The organism is uncultured Bradyrhizobium sp., from assembly GCF_936943645.1.
Classification (GTDB): domain Bacteria; phylum Pseudomonadota; class Alphaproteobacteria; order Rhizobiales; family Xanthobacteraceae; genus Bradyrhizobium.
The window spans coordinates 173,848-191,191 of record NZ_CAKZJO010000052.1 but is presented as its reverse complement, the minus strand read 5'-3'; the positions used below and the strand labels follow the sequence as shown (position 1 = coordinate 191,191).

Sequence of the window (17,344 nt, the reverse complement as noted above, 5' to 3'; positions counted from 1 at the left end):
GTCCCTGCAAACGGTCGATTTTGGTTAACCGGTATCCGGAAGCCGCTCAATGCCTTGCGTCGAGACGCTGGCGAGCCCGTCACGCACACGAATGCCGGAAATGACGCGGTCGGGCGCTATTTCTGCCAGCGGCACCAGCACGAAGGCGCGCTCGAACAGGCGCGGATGCGGCAAGGTCAGGTCCGGCTTCTGCAAGGAGACGTCGTCATAGGCGATCATGTCGAGGTCGAGCGTGCGCGGCCCCCAGCGCCGATCCTTGTGCCTTGTGCGGCCGAATTTCTGCTCGACCTTCTGCAGCACGAACAGCAGCGCGTGCGGATCGAGGTCGGTCTCGATCTCGATGCAGGCATTGATGAAGGGATCCTGGTCCTCGTCGCCCCAGGGCGGTGTGGCATAGTCCGAGGAGCGCGCGATCAGGGCGCCTTGCGCCATGCCGCAGATATGGGCGATCGCCTTGCGGAACGTCGTGCGGACATCGCCGACATTGCCGCCGAGTGCGATCAGCACGCTCGCCATCAGGGATGCCGCGAGCGCGTCAGCATGATGCCGACGTCGTCGAAGATCGCCGCGATCGGCGCATGCGGCTTGTGTACGGTGATCTTCACGGCGCGGATGCGCGGAAAGTGCGACAGGATGGCGTCGGCGACCGCGCCGGCCGCGCGCTCCAGCAGCTTGTAATTGGTGTTCTTGAACGCGGCCGTCGTGGTCGCCACGACGTCGGCATAGGACACGGTGTCGGAGAGGCGGTCGCTGCGCGAGGGCTCCGACAAATCGGTATAGAGCTCGAGGTCGATGACGAAGCGCTGGCCGACTTCGGTCTCGTGATCCATCACGCCGTGGCGGGCGTGGATCGACAGGCCGGTGACGAAGATCGTATCGGTCATTGCTTGCCCTCGATTGCGTTCGCCACAAGCAGCGCCTGCAGGGTCTCGGCGACGTCATGGGTCCGGATGATCCTGGCGCCGCGCTGCGCGGCGATCAGGTGCGCGGCGATCGAGCCGGCGAGCCGCTCCTTCGGCTCCGACGGCGACACCGAGGCGATGAAGCGCTTTCGCGAGGCGCCGACCAGGATCGGCAGGCCGAACATCTCGAATTCGCGCAGGCGCGCCAGCGCGGTCATGCTCTGCTCGGCGGTCTTGCCGAAGCCGATGCCGGGATCGAGCACGATCCTGTCGCGCGCGATGCCGGCCTTTGCGGCGATATCCAGCGAGCGCAGGAAGAACGTCTTCATGTCCGTGATGATGTCGATGGCAGGATCTGCATCGTCGCGGTTGTGCATGACGATGACGGGGACGCCTCTTGCGGCCACCAGCGGCGCCATCGCGGGGTCGCGTTGCAGGCCCCAGACATCATTGGCGATCGCCGCGCCCTGGTCGAGCGCGTAGGCCACCACCTCCGCCTTCATGCTGTCGATCGAGACCGGCACGCCGAGGGCCACCACGCCTGCGAGCACCGGCTTCAGCCGGGCAAGCTCGTCGCCCGCCGTCACAGGCTTTGCGCCCTTGTAGGGCCGGGTTGATTCCGCGCCGATGTCGATGATGTCGACGCCGGCCTCGACCATCGCCCGCGCCCGCGCGAGCGCCTGCTCGGGCGCGATGAACTCGCCGCCATCGGAAAAGGAGTCCGGGGTGATGTTGAGCACGCCCATCACCGCGGGAAGCGGCCGTTCCAGCAATGTCCGCAGCGCATCCGGCCTGGCCGAGCCGGCCGGCGGGACGGTTTTGGAGGGCGAGGCATTCATGCGGGTGGCTTTAGCGGTCGGGGAGGGCGAGTTCAAGGCCAACGCCCCGCTGTCATTGCCCGCGAAAGCGGGCAATGTCGATATTATGGCCGTTCGTGCGGCACCCCAGCTGTCGTCCCGGCCTAGTGCGCAATTGCGCACGGGGCGCCGGGACCCATACCGCGGAATCCATCGATGCGGAAAGTTGCGGTACCGAACGACTGGTCTTCGCCAAACCACTCTCTGTGGCTATGGGTCCCGGCGTTCGCCGGGACGACACCCAGGGTGGCGTGGCTGAATCCGTATGCGGAAAGCGCAATCTAATACGTGATCTTCGGCTGCAGCTTCTTCGCCTTGGCGATGATGTCGCCGACCGACTTCTCGGTGGGCAGGATGCGCAGCAGCTTCTTCTTCTCGTTGGCGTCGCGCATGCTCTGGGCGAGCCTTGCCGGATTCCGATAGGCGAGCTCGCGCACGGTGGTGACGCCGGCGGCGCGGACCAGGCCGACCTTGGCGCGGCCCATGCCGGGGATGCGCATGTAGTCGGACACGTTGGCCCATTCCAGCAGCAATTGCTCGCTGATGCCGGTCTTTGCGGAGAGCGCCTTGCGGCCCTTCACCGTGCCGGCCGCCTCGAGCAGCGCATCGGTGGTGCGGATGCCCTGCGCCTTCAACTTGTTGGCGGCAAAGACCGACAGGCCCTCAATCTCGGAGATGGGATATGTCATGGTACTCGATGTGAAATGCGACAGCTTCAGGCGAACTGGCTGAGGCCCGGCGTCCCCGCAATGATCTTGCCCATCTGATCTGCTCCGATTTTGTCTCGGCCGTAGCGGAAAAGTTCACGGGCGACGTTTTGAATCTCGGACATGCCGAGCCCGAGACCCATCAGGCGCGTGCCGACCGCCATCAGGCCGCCGCCCATCAGCCGCGACAGTCCGCCGCCGCTCCTGGATGCCTCGATTGCGGCTTCCGCTCCGGGAATCTGATCGATCAGGGCCTGCACGCTGTCGGAGGGACCCTCATTGCGGAGGAAGCCCAGGATAATGCCGACGGTCTTTTCAGCGACAGCACTATCTATGCTGGCGTTTGTCGCCAGCCGCCCGATCAGCTCGTCCATAAAGCCCGCCCCTCAGCCGGTTTGCATGCCGGAGTATTTCTTTCGAAAATGATCTTGAGCCGGTGTGATGTGAAATTCAAGCGATGAACGCAATCGTCGTCGCGATTCATCTTCGAACACGCAAAAAGTGTTGCAGCGGTGCAAGAGCGGAGATGGAATCGGCGAAAAATTGCCGCGTTGCGAACAGCTCGTTCCTACTTTCGGCTGATACCGTCCGTCTGTTTCCGACAATGTCGCATGCGCGGAAGCGCGTTGAACCGTTTTAATCGGTAGGCGACATGCGTTAAACTACGGAACTGGAGCATTCGAGTTTCGGTAACCGAAACCCGGCAAGAAGAGATCAGAGAGAATAATGACCGCACAGGACAGCAAGCTCGGCGATACCGATGACAAGATCTTCGTCGGCAAGGGAGACGAGCAGGCCTGGCTGACGCTGGCGCTCGCCAATCGCCATGGTCTCGTCACGGGTGCAACCGGAACCGGCAAGACCGTGACGCTGCAGGTGATGGCGGAAGGATTTGCGCGCGCCGGTGTTCCGGTCTTCGCCGCAGACATCAAGGGCGACCTCTCCGGCATCTCCGAGGTCGGCGAAGCCAAAGACTTCATCGTCAAGCGCGCCACCGCGATGGGGCTGAATTTCCAGCCTGACCAGTTCTCGACGGTGTTCTGGGACGTGTTCGGCGAGCAGGGTCATCCGGTGCGCGCGACCGTCACGGAAATGGGGCCGCTTCTGCTCGCGCGCATGCTCGACCTGAACGATGTGCAGGAAGGCGTGCTCAACGTCGCTTTCCGCGTCGCCGACGACGCCGGCTTGACCCTCATCGATATGAAGGATTTGCGCGCGCTGCTCGATGCCATCGTCCCCGATAGCGGGAAGAAGGGGGCGGATGCGGAGGAGGATCCGCTCGCCGCCATCCGCAAGGCTGCGCAAGGGTTCGGCAACGTCACCAAGGCCACCGTCGGCACCATCCAGCGCCAGCTTCTGGTGCTGGAGAACCAGGGCGCCACCAAATTCTTCGGCGAGCCGGCGCTGACGCTGAAGGACTTCATGAAGACCGACCGCGATGGCCGCGGCATGGTCAACATCCTGGTCGCCGACAAGCTGCTGCAGAGTCCTAGGCTTTACGCGACATTCCTGCTCTGGATGCTGTCGGAGCTGTTCGAGGAGCTGCCCGAGGCCGGCGACCTGCCCAAGCCGAAGCTGGTGTTCTTCTTCGACGAGGCGCATCTGCTGTTCAACGACGCGCCCAAGGCGCTGATGGACAAGATCGAGCAGGTGGTTCGCCTGATCCGCTCCAAGGGCGTCGGCGTCTATTTCGTGACGCAGAACCCGATCGACGTGCCCGATCGCGTGCTCGGCCAGCTCGGCAACCGGGTGCAGCACGCGCTGCGCGCCTTCACGCCGCGCGACCAGAAGGCGGTCGCGGCTGCGGCCCAGACCTTCCGGCCCAACCCGAAACTCGACACCGCCAAGGTGATCATGGAGCTCGGCAAGGGCGAGGCGCTGGTGTCCTTCCTCGAAGGCAACGGCACGCCGGCCATGGTCGAGCGCGTGATGATCCGACCGCCATCGGCGCGCATCGGGCCGATCACGCCGGACGAGCGCAAGGCGATCTTGGCTGCGAGCCCGGTGAAGGGCAAATACGACACCGCGGTCGATGCCGAGTCCGCCTACGAGATGATCCAGAAGCGCATCGCCGGCACGGCGGCGACCGCCGACGGCTCAGGGGACGGAAGCGGCGGCGGCCTTCTCGGCCAGATCGGCTCGATCGTCGGCACCGTGTTCGGCACCAACGTCAAACGCGGCCGCCTGTCGACCGGACAGGTCATTGCGCGCGACGTGACGCGATCGGTCACCAACCAGGTGATCGGCGGCATGGCGGCCAATATCGGCAAATCGCTCGGCGGCCAGCTCGGCGGCTCGATCGGCCGCACCCTGGTGCGCGGTGCGCTCGGCGGTCTGCTGCGGCGGTAGGCAGGCCACCACCGCTACAATTTCGGGTGAGGGGCTCTCCAAGCCTGCGCCGGTCTGCTACGTCCTGTTCGTCGCCGAACAGGACCCGTCCGTGACCTCGCTCGCCCCGCTCGCCAAGCCTGACGCGCCAAGACGCCTGTCGTTGCGCGCGCCGCTGGACCTGCTGTTTCTGTTCTGCTGCGTCCTGCTCACCGCCGACGTGCTCGTCCCCGAGATCTTCGGCAGCGGCAAGACCAAGGACTACCCCCTGTGGTACTGGGCCGGGCAGCAGGTCCTGCACGGACAGCCGCTCTATCCCGCCACGGCCGTCGAATATTTCGACTACATCTATCCGCCGCCTCCGGCGATCCTGCTGGCGATCCCGAGCTGGTTCGGCAAGATCCCGCTTTACGTCGTCCTGTCGATCCTGAATGCCCTGGCGTGGTGGTACACCGGAACGCTCTCCCACGTCATGACCGGCTCGGACCGCAAGCCGGGTCCCTGGCTGGAAGCGCTGCCCGCTGTCGTCACCGTGCCCTTGGTGTTCGACATGTTCGACCTCGGCCAGCCCAACCTCGTCCTGCTGGCGATGGTGCTGTTCGCCTTCTGGAGCCTGCGGCATCAACGGTCATGGCTCGCCGGCTTCGTGTTCGCGCTCGCCACGGCTATCAAAGTGTTTCCCATCGCGGTGCTGCCCTATCTGCTCTGGCGTCGGAAGTGGACGGCTGCCGCCAGCATGATCGCTTTCACCGGCATCCTTCTCTACCTCGTGCCGGCGCCGATCCGCGGCTTCGAGCGCAACGCGGCCGAACTGGCGGTCTGGTATCAGGGCATGGTCGGAACGAGCTCGGAAAAAGGCTTCGGCCAGCGCGACGAGCAGAACTGGTCGTGGGTCAACCAATCCCTGATCGCCGTCACGCACCGACTGGTTCGTCCGATAAACTACAATCAGGACAACCCCAAGAAGCCGCCGCGCACGATGAATGTCATCGCCGTCGACTACGGCACGGCGAACTGGATCGTGCTGGCGGTGTCGGCCTTGCTCGGGCTCGGCTTCCTCGCGGTCATGCCGCGGCAAGCGCGGCGAACGGCGCGCTCCGATGCCGAGGAGCTCGGCATCCTGCTCTGCCTGATCACCGTGGCCTCGCCCCTGGCACGGCAATACTACTTCATGTGGCTGTTCTTCCCGATGACGGTGCTGATGCATCGCGCCGCCTTCGACGAGCGGGCGAAGGTGCGCCTCGGAACCTGGCTCGCACTCGGCGCGGCCGGCATTCTCCTGCTGCTGGCGCTGCCGTGGTTTCCGACGGTCCTCCAGGCGTGGGGCAATAATTTGCTCGCGACCGCCGTGCTTGCAGGTTGCCTTGCATGGCACATCCGCCATCCGCCGGTTGCGGCTGGTACCCAGCCTGCGACGGGGTTAAAACCCGCAGATCTCGAGAAGCCGACTTAAGTCTCAAACGTCAGGAATCCGACCATGGCCAATGCGCAGCTTCAATCCGTGCTCGATCACATCGACAAGGATTTCGACAACAGCCTGGAGCGCCTGTTCGCGCTGCTGCGGATCAAGTCGATCTCCGCGGATCCAGCCTTTGCCGGAGATTGCAAGGCGGCGGCGGAGCATCTTGCCAAGGACATCGCAAGCCTCGGTGTCACAACCGAGGTGAGGCCGACCGCGGGCCATCCCGCCATCGTCGGCAAGACCGGCGCCGGCGGACGGCCGCATGTGATCTTCTACGGCCACTACGACGTGCAGCCGGTCGATCCGCTCGATCTCTGGCACCGTCCCCCGTTCGAGCCCGTGGTGACCGACCATGCCGACGGCCGCAAGATCATCGTCGCGCGCGGCGCCGAGGACGACAAGGGCCAGGTGATGACCTTCGTCGAGGCCTGCCGCGCCTGGAAGAAGGTGACGGGCTCGCTGCCGATCGACGTCACCTTCCTGATCGAAGGCGAGGAGGAGGTCGGTTCGAAGAATTTCGTGCCCTTCATCGAGGCCAACAAGGACGAGTTCAGGGCGGACTACGTGCTGGTCTGCGACACCGGCATGTGGGACCGCAACACGCCGGCGATCACGACCTCGCTGCGTGGCCTGCTCTATGAAGAGCTGAAGATCACCGCCGCCAACCGCGATCTGCATTCCGGCGTGTTCGGCGGCAGCGCGATCAACCCGATCCGGGTGCTGACGAAGATTCTGGGCGGCCTGTTCGACGACGACAACCGCATCACCATTCCTGGCTTCTACGACGGGGTGAAGGATCTGCCGCCCGACATCCTCGAGCAGTGGAAGAAGCTCAATCTGACGCCGGAGATGTTCCTGAAGCCGATCGGCCTGTCGATCCCCGCCGGCGAGAAGGGGCGGCTCCTGATCGAGCAGGCTTCGTCGCGCCCGACCTGCGACGTCAACGGCATCTGGGGCGGCTATATCGGCGAGGGCTCCAAGACCGTGATCCCCTCGCATGCTTCCGCCAAGGTCTCGTTCCGCCTGGTCGAAGGGCAGGACCCACAGAAGATCCGCAAGGCGTTCCGCGACTACGTGACCGCGCGCCTTCCCGGCGACTGCAAGGTCGAGTTCGGCGACCACTCCGCCGCGCCCGCGGTCGCGCTCGACTGGAACATGAAGCCGCTCGCCGCCGCCAGCAAAGCGCTCACGGAGGAATGGGGCAAGGAGACCGTGCTGATGGGCTCCGGCGCCTCGATCCCGATCGTCGCCGACTTCAAGCGCACGCTCGGTCTGGACTCGCTGCTGGTCGGCTTCGGCCTCGACGACGACAACATCCATTCGCCGAACGAGAAGTATGACCTGCGCAGTTTCCAGAAGGGCATCCGCTCCTGGGCGCGCATCCTCGCGGCGCTGGCGGAGGTGAAGTAGCCACAGTGCCGTAAGGTGGGCAAAGGCGCAAAGCGCCGTGCCCACCACTTCTCAATGATTGCGGAAGAACGTGGGCACGTTTCGCTTTGCCCGCCCTACGAGACCTATGCCCGTCATTGCGAGCGTAGCGAAGCAATCCAGGAATCTCGCCGCGGAATCAGTCTGGATTGCTTCGTCGCCTGCGCAAATTGCTTCGCAATTTGTCGCGAGCTCCTCGCAATGACGAGCGGAGAGACCGGCGGCCCAAATAAAAACGCCGCCCGGAATTGGGCGGCGTTTCATTCCATGACGTGCAGAGGTAGTTGGCATCTACCTTACACGAAACCCCGAAAATCTCAAGACCGGTAGCCCGGCAGCTCGCGGTCGAGCTTGCGTAGCAAGGGGGGCCAGACGAGGTTGGTGGCGCGCAGCTCGGCGCGGTCGCGGTTGGCGAGCAGCTCGGTGTTCTTCTCGATCGCGATCTCCTCCACCGGATAGACTGGCGTGCCGAGCGCGCGCGTGCGGACCTGCATCGAGCAGGCGCGCTCCAGATGGTACATGCGCTCGAAGGCGGAGGCGACCGAGCGGCCGACCGTCAGCGTGCCGTGATTGCGCAGCAGCATGTGGTTGTGGTCGCCGAGATCCTTCTGCAGGCGCGGCCGCTCGTCGTGGTCCAGAGCGATGCCTTCATAGTCGTGATAGGCAAGATCGTGGGTGACGAGCTGGGCGGTCTGGTTCAGCGGCAACAGGCCCTCGGCTGAGCTCGACACCGCGGTGCCGTCGAGCGTGTGGAGATGCAGCACGCAGATCGCATCCTCGCGCACCTCGTGGATCGCCGAGTGAATGGTGAAGCCGGCCGGGTTGATGCTGTACTCGCTCTCGGAGAGCTGGTTGCCGTGCAGGTCGACCTTGACGAGGCTGGATGCGGTGATCTCGTCGAACATCAGCCCATAGGGGTTGATCAGGAAGTGATGATCTGGGCCGGGGACGCGCGCGGAGATGTGGGTGTCGACCAGATCGTCCCAGCCATACAGCGCGACCAAGCGATAGCAGGCGGCGAGATCGACCCGTTGCTGCCACTCGGCCTCCGTCATGTCAGACGGCACTTCCTTCAGGCGCGCTTCCGCTGGCGACATGGCTTGTCTCTCCGAACATCGTTGTTGCGGGGAGGGAGCCTAGTACCGCTCACCGCGAGCGGCAAGGCGCGTCAGGAGCGCGGCAGTTCAGCGTAGCCTGCATGGAGCCAACGGGTCGGCGCGAAGCGCTGCCCGATGACAGACTCCGCGGAATGCGGGGCCGCTGTCCCCGGATTTCGCTGCGCTCCATCCGGGCTACAAGGCGGGCGGATCTTACGGCGCAGGGATCGACAGCAGGCTGGAAATGCTGCGGCCGCGGATGTCGTAGACGCGGGCAAACACCACGTCGTCGCGCTTGATCTCGACCATGACGGGCGCGGTCAGGCCCTTGCAGTAGAATTCGCCGAGCGTCATGGCGAAATCAGCCGCGTTGGAATCCCAGCCGATGGTGAAATCGGGGCCGAGCGCGACCTGTGCCGGACGCTGCGGACCGCACACCGCGACCTTCCATTTGCGGCCAGCCGGCGGCACTTCCTGGCGTTCGACCAGCTGCTCGCGCAGCTCATCGGAGGCCTGCTTCAGCGCGAGGCCCCAATAGTCCAGCATGAAACGGTCGTCGGCGCCGCGCACGGTGCCGGCGATGTGGTTGAAGTGCGTGTATTGATAGGGATGCAGGCGGATCATCTCGGCGAGCGAGAGCGCAAGGCCGAAGCAGAAGGTGGCGAGCACGACCGGCTGCCAGGTGCGGTGATTGGCGCGCAGGCGCTCCATGGCCCAGGCGAACGCGACGCCACCGAGCACCGCCATCGGCGGAATCACGAAGACGAAATGGCGGATGCCGTTGTACAGCGCCGGCCGCTTCACCATCGCGATCGCCAGCGGCAGGGTCGCCGCCAGCGTCAGCATCAGCATGATGGTCTTGCGCCGTGCGGGAACCTCGCTTCGCGGCAGCATGGCGAAGGTGCTGAACACCGCGCCGCCCATCAGCACCAGCAGCACCTCGGGCAGCTGCAGTGCGAACAGCGTCGGCAGATAGGACCAGGGCATGTCCGGCACCGACACGATCGCGCCGTCGAACATCTCCTTCCACGGCTTCTCGAAGAAATGCGAGAAGTAGGTGAGCGCCTCGAACGGATTGCCGGGCTCCATGATCGACCAGGGCCAGATCAGGCCCATCACGAGGTAGCCGAACACGAGGCCGGGCAGCAGCACATAGACGACGTGGGCGAAGCGGCGCACCGACTCGCGAAGACCCTCGGTGCGCAGCTCCTCCAGGAACAGCGGGATGAAGCCGAGCATGGCGTAGACCAGCGCGAGCCCGCCGAGAACGCGGCAGCCGAGCGAAAGACCGGCCCCCAAGCCGACGATGAGGATCGTGCGCGGCGACGGCTGCGGATATTCCTCGGCGAGGCGGACGAGGCCGAGCATCAGGATGATCATGGCTACCGCGAAGGGTGCGTCCTTCGGGTTCATGAACATGTGGCCGTAGAAGATCGGGCACAGCGCGAGCAGCAGGAGCGCGGCAAGACCGGCCAGCGGCCCGCCGATGCGGCGTGCGAGGCGCCAGGTCACTGCAAGTCCGATCACGCCGACAATGGCGCCGAGCAAACGTCTCGTTTCGAACAATTCGAGCGGAATGATCTTGTGCAGGAGGGCCGCGACCATGTCGAAGCCGCCGCCATACATGTAGAGATTTGCGAAGGAGAGCGCCGCGGTGTCCTTGAAGCCGGAACCGAACATGCGCAGCAGCAGATCGGCATATTCGGCGTGGGTGTAGTCGTCCCAACCAAGGCCGTAATCGCGGAACGTCAGGCCTGCAACGACGGTGACCGCAGCCAGCACCAGCATGGCGAGATCGTCGCAAGTCCGTTCGACCGAGCGCCGCTGAGGCGTGTCGATCGCCGAAGTCGTGATGGATGTCATGGCTATCGGTGCCCCGGAATCCCCTCTTGGCCCCGCTGGTGCGCGCGGGCCTGCTCCCCGGACTCCCTATAGCGCAGTTCCATTACCAAGTAATTGGGCATTATGGCTAAATTCCTGATGCGACGCAGCAATTCCGGATTTCGAGCACGAACCAGCAGTAGCGGGCCGTAGCTGAAGGGAATGTGAATAAGTCCCTGATTTCCTTCCTCTTAGGAACGCTGCCTGCAATTGGCCGTTGGCGTGGAACACCGTATGACGGTATCGTGTGTGACGGGTCGCGTGTGGATGTGCGGCCGGGGGTGAGTTCGATGACCTTGGCACTGTTGATCGCAGGGGTTTTCGCCGTCGTGGCGGGCTTCCTTTCGATCCTGTTTGGCTTCTCCGTCAGGGAGTTCAGCCTCGGCAGCCCCCTCATAATCTCAGGCACCATCGGCGTCTGCTCCGGGATGTTACTGGTCGGCCTCCGTGTCGTGGTCATGGAGCTGAAGGCCATTGCGGGCCGGCTGGCGGGCGCGCCCTCCGAAGTGCGGGTCAGGCCCGTGTTGCCGGGGCTTGCTGGATCAGGCGCTGCTGCGCCTGAGCTGATGCCGTCCGCAGCGGCAAGGAGCGAGACCAGGATGGAGCCGGCGCCGCCGCCACCACCACCGGCCGGAGGTCCGCCGCCATGGCAGGGTGAAGCTGCTGCGCGCGAGCGTCCGCGTGTCGAGGTGCCGCCGGAGCCGGAGGCTCCGACGCCGCCGGCAGCACCTGACGCGCCGCGCCGGCGCAATTTGCTGTTCGCTTCGACCTCGCGCAAGGAGCGCGAGCGCGCGGAGGCGAAGGCCACCGAGGGTGCGCCGCCACAGCTACCTGCGGAGCCGAGTGAAGTCCTGGACGCTCCGCCTGCAAGCTTTGACGATGCGTGGCCGAAGCCGGACCGCATGCGCACGCCGGAACCGCCGGCCGCCTTGCGTCGCCCGTCGGCGCCGCCGCGCTCGCCATCGACCTTTGCGGAGGCCGCACCGCCGCCTGCTCCCGAACCTCCGCCGCCGCCTGGACCTCCGCCGCCCCCGCCGCCCCAGGCCGAGCAGCCGCCCGTGACCGTGCTCAAATCAGGCGTCGTCGACGGCATGGCCTATTCGCTCTATTCCGACGGCTCGATCGAAGCGCAGATGCCGGAGGGCATGATGCGCTTTGCCTCGATCGACGAGCTGCGCACCCATCTCGACCAGCGGGGTTGAGCCCGCGCGTTGGCGCGCGGTCATGACTTGTTTCGTCGATGTCCACTCGTATTCGCTGGCCGTCTTATTTCAGCCGAACGTATTGTTGACACGGAATAGTTGAGCGTCGTCTATCCCGAGAGGCGCAAGGTGGAGCGAGGGGCGGGCCCATGTCGGACGCGGGGGCTAAGAATTTCATCGAGCTGACGGCGGGCATCGTGTCGGCTTATCTCAGCAACAATCCGACGCCGGCCGCGGAGATTCCGAACCTGATCAGCCAGGTGCATGGCGCCCTGGTGCGGGTGTCCTCGGGCCGCACGGAGTCCGCGCCGCTCGAGCCGGCGAAGCCGGCGGTGTCGCTGAAGAAGTCGATCGCGCCCGATTATCTGGTCTGTCTGGAAGACGGCAAACGCTTCAAGTCGCTGAAGCGGCATCTGCGCACGCAGTACAACATGACGCCGGAGCAGTACCGCGAGAAATGGGGCCTGCCGGCCGACTATCCCATGGTCGCGCCGAACTATGCGGTGGCGCGCTCGCAGCTCGCCAAGCAGATGGGTTTGGGTCAGCAGCAGCGGAAGAAGGGGAAGTAGAGCCGCGCGCTGGATCTCGTAGGGTGGGCAAAGGCGCTCTTGCGCCGTGCCCACGAATATTCTCCGATCACTCAGAACGTGGGCACGCTGCGCTTTGCCCACCCTACCGCGGTCGACTGCTTGGCTGGATGCGCGCGCTCCCCACCCGAGAAGCGTTTTCTACGACGCTTCCGCGAGCGCCTCTTTCGCGTCGGTCTTGATGCGCTCGATCATAGAGCGCAGGCCGTTGGAGCGCTGCGGCGTCAGGTGATCGCGAAAGCCGAACTCGTTGAACACGGCGATCGCGTCGGTATCGAGAATCTCCTGCGGCGTGCGGCCCGAATAGAGCGAGAGCACGATGGCCACCAGCCCACGCACGATATGTGCGTCGCTGTCGCCGCGATAGCTCAGGATCGGTGCGCCCTTGCTGCGGTCGACCAGCTTCTGCAGCCAGACCTGGCTGACGCAGCCGTTGACCTTGTTCTCAGCGGAGTGCTCGGCCTCGGGCATCGGTTCCAGGGTACGACCGAGCTCGATGACGTACCGGTAGCGGTCGTCCCACTCGTCCAGAAGCTCGAAATTGTCCCTGATTTCGTCGATCGTCGTCATGTCGGCCCAAGGTTCCCGCTTCCCGCTAATATAGGGATGCGAGGCGCCGAAATCGATAGGGTTTGGGGGCTAATTCGCCGGCTGCGGGCCGCGCCATTCCAGCGCGAGGTCGTCCTGGCTCAGCGTGTCACGCGGCGCTTCGCTCGAAATGGCCTCGCCTTCGCCGACCATCGCGATCGAGCCGGTATGGTCGGGCGCCTTCTTGTCGGGCTTGTCGTTCTTCTCGTTTCCGATCTGCTCTTTCTTGTCGTTGATGATCTGGTAGATCTTGCGCGCGCCGTCCTGGGCGCGCTGGCCGATGATGGTCGCGGCCTGTCCGCCGACCTCGCAGGCCGCCGGCTGGCGTTTGCAGAACTGGGTCATGTCGGAGACGGCCGCGGTCGCAGCCTGCACCGCGTCGGCGGCGCCGATCTGCGGCAGCTTCTCCGATTCGGGTGTCTTGTCCCTGGGCAGGAGCACCAGCACCAGCCCGAGCCAGAATGTGATGCGGAGCAGAAAGCGCATCTTCGCGACCTGTACGTTCGATCCCGTCCGCGGCGATCTCCGCGGAAGTCGGACCTAGCAACTCTCGATAAATCGCAAGTGATTGCCTTGAGCTTAATTCGCGGAAAACTTACGCAAAAATCTTCGCGATCGAAGGTGTCGTAAATTTTCGATTGACGCCGGCTCCCGTGATTCTGCTGGCATGCATGTCCACCAATTCGAAACCATGAAAAGGACGGTGAAACCCTGTGTTCACCATCCTCGCCGAAGACGCCGTCAAATCGTCTAAAAAGCCCCGCGATGTCCCGGCGTCCGGCCGCACGCCGCGCCGCCTTAGCACTCGTTTAAGGTCGCTCTGACACGGTGGCTCAACGACAAGGAGGCGTTCCGGCGCGTCTTCATCAAGACGATTGAGCCGAAGCGCGAGACCCGTGACAGTTTTGAGTATCATCCGCGATTGTCTCGATGCGCTGCTGCATCCCTCCGCGCGTTACGATGCGCTGATGCGAGCGCGCCATCGTGCCTTCATGGCGCCGCGGCTGCTCGGCAGCCTGGCCGCCTTTGCCGCATTCCCGGTCTATCTCGCCATGCGCGGCGCGCCGAATGCGGTCGAGGTCGCCGCTTTCGCATGGCTGATCGCCCCGATCCTGTTGTCCTGGTTCCTGTCACGCACCGGCCGCTATGAAGGCGCGCATGTGCTGTCGTCGCTGGCGCTGGCCGGCCTGATCATGGCGGTCGCGGGTTCCACGGGCGGCATCGACTCATTCGCTGCGGTCTGGCTGGTCGTGGTTCCCCTCGAGGCCGCGCTGTCGGCCTCGCGCCGCGTCGCCGCCTTCGCGTCCTTGCTCGCGTTGTCCTGCGCGGGACTGCTGATTCTCGGCAGCCAGCTCGGCTGGCTCCCCTCCGCAGACACCAGCGCCGCAGAACGCGGCGTGCTGATGGCATTCGGCGTCGCCTCGGCAACGCTCTATGCCGCGGGCCTCGCCTTCGGCGCGGAATCGCTCGCGCGCACCAGCGTGGGGCTGCTGTCGCGCGAGGAGGAGCGTTACCGCCTGCTGGCGCGCAACATGAGCGACGTCGTCTCGCGGCATCAGCGCAACGGTGCGGTCCAGTTCATCTCGCCGGCGGCGGAAGCCATGCTCGGCATATCAGTGGCGCAACTGCTCGGTCATGGCCTGTTCGACCGCGTCCATGTCGCCGATCGCCCGGCCTATCTCACCGCGCTGTCCGATGCCGCACGCGGAGACGTGCGCAGCGTCGAGTTCCGGCTGCGGCGTGAGCCTGACGGTTCCGAGCGCAGTCAGATCGATTTTCTCTGGGTCGAGATGCGCTGCCGGCCGCTCGATCCGCAGACGGGACGCGACGTCTCGGGCGAGGCCGAAGTCGTCGCCGTGATGCGCGACGTCACCGACCACAAGCTGTCCGAGCAGGCGCTGGAGCAGGCACGCAGCGCCGCTGAAGCCGCCGACGCCGCCAAGACGCGCTTCCTCGCCACCATGAGCCACGAGCTGCGGACGCCGCTCAACGCCATCATCGGCTTCTCCGAGATGATCGCGCAGGAGCAGACCTTGATGCTGGGTGCGGCCCAGCGCAAGGAATATGCGGAGCTCATCAACGCATCCGGCCAGCATCTGCTGTCGGTCGTCAACGGCATCCTGGACATGTCGAAGATGGAATCGGGCAATTTCGAGATCGCGTCCGAGCCGTTCGCGCCGCGCGCCTCGCTCTTGCATTGCTGCAATCTGCTGGCGTTGAAGGCGCGGGAGAACGGCATCGACCTCATCACCGACGCGCCGCAGGACTTGCCGGTCATGACCGGCGATCCCAGGGCCTTCAAGCAGATCGTGCTCAATCTCGTCGCCAACGCCATCAAGTTCACCGAGCGCGGCGGCCAGGTTTCCGTTTCCGCTGCGGTGACCGGATCGCAGCTGACGCTGCGCATCAGCGACACCGGCGTCGGCATTGCGCCCGACGACCTCAAGCGCATCGGTGCGCCGTTCTTCCAGGCGGGCAAGACCTATCAGCGCCGTCACGAAGGCACCGGCCTCGGACTTTCGATCGTGAAGAGCCTCGTGGCGTTGCATCTCGGCGAATTGACGGTACAAAGCAAGCTGGGCGAGGGCACCGCCGTCACGGTCAGGCTGCCGCTCGTCTACACGCCGCCGCAAGTCAAGCCGGCCGATGAGAAGGCGAGCGAGAGCAAGATCGCGACCCTGACGCCGGTGTTGCGCCAGGAGACTCAGGACCAAACTCAGGACCAACCCGCTCTGGTGAAGAAAAGTGCCTAGGAAGTCGAACAAGGACGGAGCCGCTCCGCGCCGCCGTGGTGCCAAGGCCGCGGTTGTCGATGTCGAGACCGAGCGCAACCTCGTGATGCGCGTGCTGCTGCACAGCCCCAAGGATACGCTGGCCGGCCTCGTCGCCGTCGCCGCGATCGGTGCGATCGTCGCCAACGCGCTGTTCCTGCAGACCGGGCGGCATCCGGCGCCGATGTTCGGCACCGTGATCAATCTTCCCGCGCCGTCGTCCGTGTCGCTGCCCAATCCTCTCCCGCGTCCGCGCCCCGTCGGCGCCGACACCTCGCCGCTCGAGCCGCGCGCGACCGAGTTCCGCGCCGAGCCCAAACCTGCTGAACGAGCGGCCGAGAAGCCCGTGGAGAAACCGGTCGAGGCGACCGCATCGACGCGCGCCAACGATCCCATGACCAATCTGGTCAAGGCGACGACCTCGACGCCGCAATCCGCCATGCGCCCGCCGGCCCCGATTCCCCTACCGCAGAGCCCCGCCGCACGGCGCATCGCCGGCGTGCAGCGTGCGCTGTCCGAATATGGCTACGGCAATCTGAAGATCACGGGCACGATGAGCGGCGAAACCCAGTCCGCGATCCAGAAGTTCGAGCGCGAGCACAAGATGCAGGTCACGGGTCAGCTGTCCGACCGACTGCTGCGCGAGCTCGGCGCTGCGATCGGCCATCCCGTCGAATAGCCGCGCCGTCCGCTGTCATTGAGGCGGATCAATCTTCAGGCTCTCGCGCCGGCAGATCAGGCCGCGTCCCGCAGGCGCGATTTGCTCGGGATCAATGACGGCCGCCAGCTTCGGGGATCATGATCGCCCATCTTCAACGAAGAAGAGAGGGTGTCATGTTCAAGGTCTCGGTCCTGGTCTGGATCATGCTGGGTACAGTGCTGGCAGGCGTCAGTTTGATCGTCGTGCTGATGGTGCCGAGTTTCGCCGCCGACGCCATCAGGAACATCCCTTACGCCGTGGCTGTGGGATTTGCGCTCGCGATTCCGCTGTCATACCTCGTCGCACGCCAGATCCGCGGAGGGCAGGGCCTGCGCAACGTCTGACGGGTACGAGCTGAGACTGGCGGCGCGCGCCACGCTGGCCTATCGTCCGACTCATGCGTTTGAAATCCAACATATGGGTCGCGGCCTATCTGCGCCGCTGCCAGGCCGAAGGCGTGTTCGGCGCGGTGCGCCGTCGTGGCGCCGAGGAGGCGGGGGCGGTCTTCGTGAAGGTCTCGCTGCTCGACGGTCAGGCCATGCTCTACGCGCCGGCGCCGCAGACCTCCTACGACGACGGCCGGCCCGTCGATCGCTTCTTCGTGCCGGTCGCGCCGCAACCCTTGCCGGAGCACACCGTTGAGGAACGGCTGACCAAGGAGATCCGCTTCGATCCGGACGCCTGGATCGTCGAGACCGAGGACCGCGCCGGGCGGCATTTCCTGGAATTGGCGAAGACGTAGTTGCTGCCTCGCTGTGTCCCGGACAAGCGGCGAGGCGTCAGCGTTGCCGCGCAGAGCCGGGACCCAGAAAGCGGCATGAACGGATGCGGTGA

General features: G+C 65.1%; 18 protein-coding genes. 9 read left to right on the top strand and 9 right to left on the bottom strand.

Annotated elements, in window-relative coordinates; genetic code table 11:
- Positions 1-24: 24 nt before the first annotated feature.
- From folK to Q0743_RS11705, 5 genes are all read right to left on the bottom strand, one after another.
- Positions 25-516, bottom strand: coding sequence for a 2-amino-4-hydroxy-6-hydroxymethyldihydropteridine diphosphokinase (gene folK / locus Q0743_RS11725; protein ID WP_298241675.1), 492 nt, complete (start codon positions 514-516; stop codon positions 25-27).
- Positions 516-884, bottom strand: a complete 369-nt coding sequence (folB, locus tag Q0743_RS11720) for a dihydroneopterin aldolase (protein ID WP_097662915.1) — start codon at positions 882-884, stop codon at positions 516-518. The genes folK and folB overlap by 1 nt, the downstream gene beginning before the upstream one ends.
- A complete protein-coding gene (gene folP, locus Q0743_RS11715; RefSeq protein ID WP_298241729.1) occupies positions 881-1,741 on the bottom strand; it encodes a dihydropteroate synthase in 861 nt (286 codons plus the stop codon). Before folP ends, folB begins: the two co-directional genes overlap by 4 nt.
- Positions 1,742-2,040: 299 nt before the next feature.
- Positions 2,041-2,448 carry a DUF4332 domain-containing protein gene (locus tag Q0743_RS11710; protein ID WP_142252815.1) on the bottom strand — a complete coding sequence of 136 codons (408 nt, stop codon included), beginning with the start codon at positions 2,446-2,448 and terminating at the stop codon, positions 2,041-2,043.
- 26 nt (positions 2,449-2,474) lie between these two features.
- Positions 2,475-2,840: a hypothetical protein gene (locus Q0743_RS11705; protein WP_084803599.1), complete on the bottom strand. Its 366-nt coding sequence runs from the start codon at positions 2,838-2,840 to the stop codon at positions 2,475-2,477.
- Between the two features lie 352 nt (positions 2,841-3,192).
- Here Q0743_RS11705 and Q0743_RS11700 point away from each other — a divergent pair, with 352 nt between their 5' ends.
- From Q0743_RS11700 to Q0743_RS11690, 3 genes are all read left to right on the top strand, one after another.
- The gene (locus Q0743_RS11700) at positions 3,193-4,815 is read left to right on the top strand and encodes a helicase HerA-like domain-containing protein (RefSeq protein ID WP_298241674.1); all 1,623 of its coding nucleotides are present in this window, start codon (positions 3,193-3,195) and stop codon (positions 4,813-4,815) included.
- 91 nt (positions 4,816-4,906) lie between these two features.
- Positions 4,907-6,247 carry a glycosyltransferase family 87 protein gene (locus Q0743_RS11695; RefSeq protein ID WP_298241673.1) on the top strand — a complete coding sequence of 447 codons (1,341 nt, stop codon included), beginning with the start codon at positions 4,907-4,909 and terminating at the stop codon, positions 6,245-6,247.
- A 24-nt stretch (positions 6,248-6,271) separates the two neighbouring features.
- Positions 6,272-7,666, top strand: coding sequence for a M20/M25/M40 family metallo-hydrolase (locus Q0743_RS11690; RefSeq protein WP_298241672.1), 1,395 nt, complete (start codon positions 6,272-6,274; stop codon positions 7,664-7,666).
- Between the two features lie 335 nt (positions 7,667-8,001).
- Here the strand turns inward: Q0743_RS11690 and Q0743_RS11685 are convergent, their stop codons facing one another.
- Both Q0743_RS11685 and Q0743_RS11680 read right to left on the bottom strand, forming a co-directional pair.
- The gene (locus Q0743_RS11685) at positions 8,002-8,781 is read right to left on the bottom strand and encodes a class II aldolase/adducin family protein (protein ID WP_298241671.1); all 780 of its coding nucleotides are present in this window, start codon (positions 8,779-8,781) and stop codon (positions 8,002-8,004) included.
- Positions 8,782-8,994: 213 nt separating this feature from the next.
- On the bottom strand, positions 8,995-10,644 hold the full coding sequence (locus tag Q0743_RS11680; protein WP_298241670.1) for a glycosyltransferase family 39 protein: 1,650 nt from the start codon (positions 10,642-10,644) through the stop codon (positions 8,995-8,997).
- 308 nt (positions 10,645-10,952) lie between these two features.
- Here Q0743_RS11680 and Q0743_RS11675 point away from each other — a divergent pair, with 308 nt between their 5' ends.
- Positions 10,953-11,864: a DUF308 domain-containing protein gene (locus tag Q0743_RS11675; protein WP_298241669.1), complete on the top strand. Its 912-nt coding sequence runs from the start codon at positions 10,953-10,955 to the stop codon at positions 11,862-11,864.
- Between the two features lie 149 nt (positions 11,865-12,013).
- A complete protein-coding gene (locus Q0743_RS11670; RefSeq protein ID WP_298241668.1) occupies positions 12,014-12,433 on the top strand; it encodes a MucR family transcriptional regulator in 420 nt (139 codons plus the stop codon).
- Positions 12,434-12,592: 159 nt separating this feature from the next.
- Here the strand turns inward: Q0743_RS11670 and Q0743_RS11665 are convergent, their stop codons facing one another.
- Both Q0743_RS11665 and Q0743_RS11660 read right to left on the bottom strand, forming a co-directional pair.
- Positions 12,593-13,021, bottom strand: coding sequence for a SufE family protein (locus Q0743_RS11665; RefSeq protein ID WP_298241667.1), 429 nt, complete (start codon positions 13,019-13,021; stop codon positions 12,593-12,595).
- Positions 13,022-13,090: 69 nt separating this feature from the next.
- Complete coding sequence (locus Q0743_RS11660; protein ID WP_298241666.1) at positions 13,091-13,525, bottom strand: DUF5330 domain-containing protein; 435 nt, start codon at positions 13,523-13,525, stop codon at positions 13,091-13,093.
- A 410-nt stretch (positions 13,526-13,935) separates the two neighbouring features.
- On the opposite strand from Q0743_RS11660, the gene Q0743_RS11655 reads away from it, so the two are divergent.
- From Q0743_RS11655 to Q0743_RS11640, 4 genes are all read left to right on the top strand, one after another.
- Positions 13,936-15,792: a PAS domain-containing sensor histidine kinase gene (locus tag Q0743_RS11655; RefSeq protein ID WP_298241665.1), complete on the top strand. Its 1,857-nt coding sequence runs from the start codon at positions 13,936-13,938 to the stop codon at positions 15,790-15,792.
- Positions 15,785-16,489 (top strand): peptidoglycan-binding domain-containing protein, encoded by a 705-nt coding sequence (locus tag Q0743_RS11650; RefSeq protein ID WP_298241664.1) that lies wholly within the window; start codon positions 15,785-15,787, stop codon positions 16,487-16,489. The genes Q0743_RS11655 and Q0743_RS11650 overlap by 8 nt, the downstream gene beginning before the upstream one ends.
- Before the next feature lie 155 nt (positions 16,490-16,644).
- A complete protein-coding gene (locus tag Q0743_RS11645; RefSeq protein ID WP_298241663.1) occupies positions 16,645-16,854 on the top strand; it encodes a hypothetical protein in 210 nt (69 codons plus the stop codon).
- Between the two features lie 53 nt (positions 16,855-16,907).
- A complete protein-coding gene (locus Q0743_RS11640; RefSeq protein ID WP_298241662.1) occupies positions 16,908-17,252 on the top strand; it encodes a DUF1491 family protein in 345 nt (114 codons plus the stop codon).
- Positions 17,253-17,344: the final 92 nt, after the last annotated feature.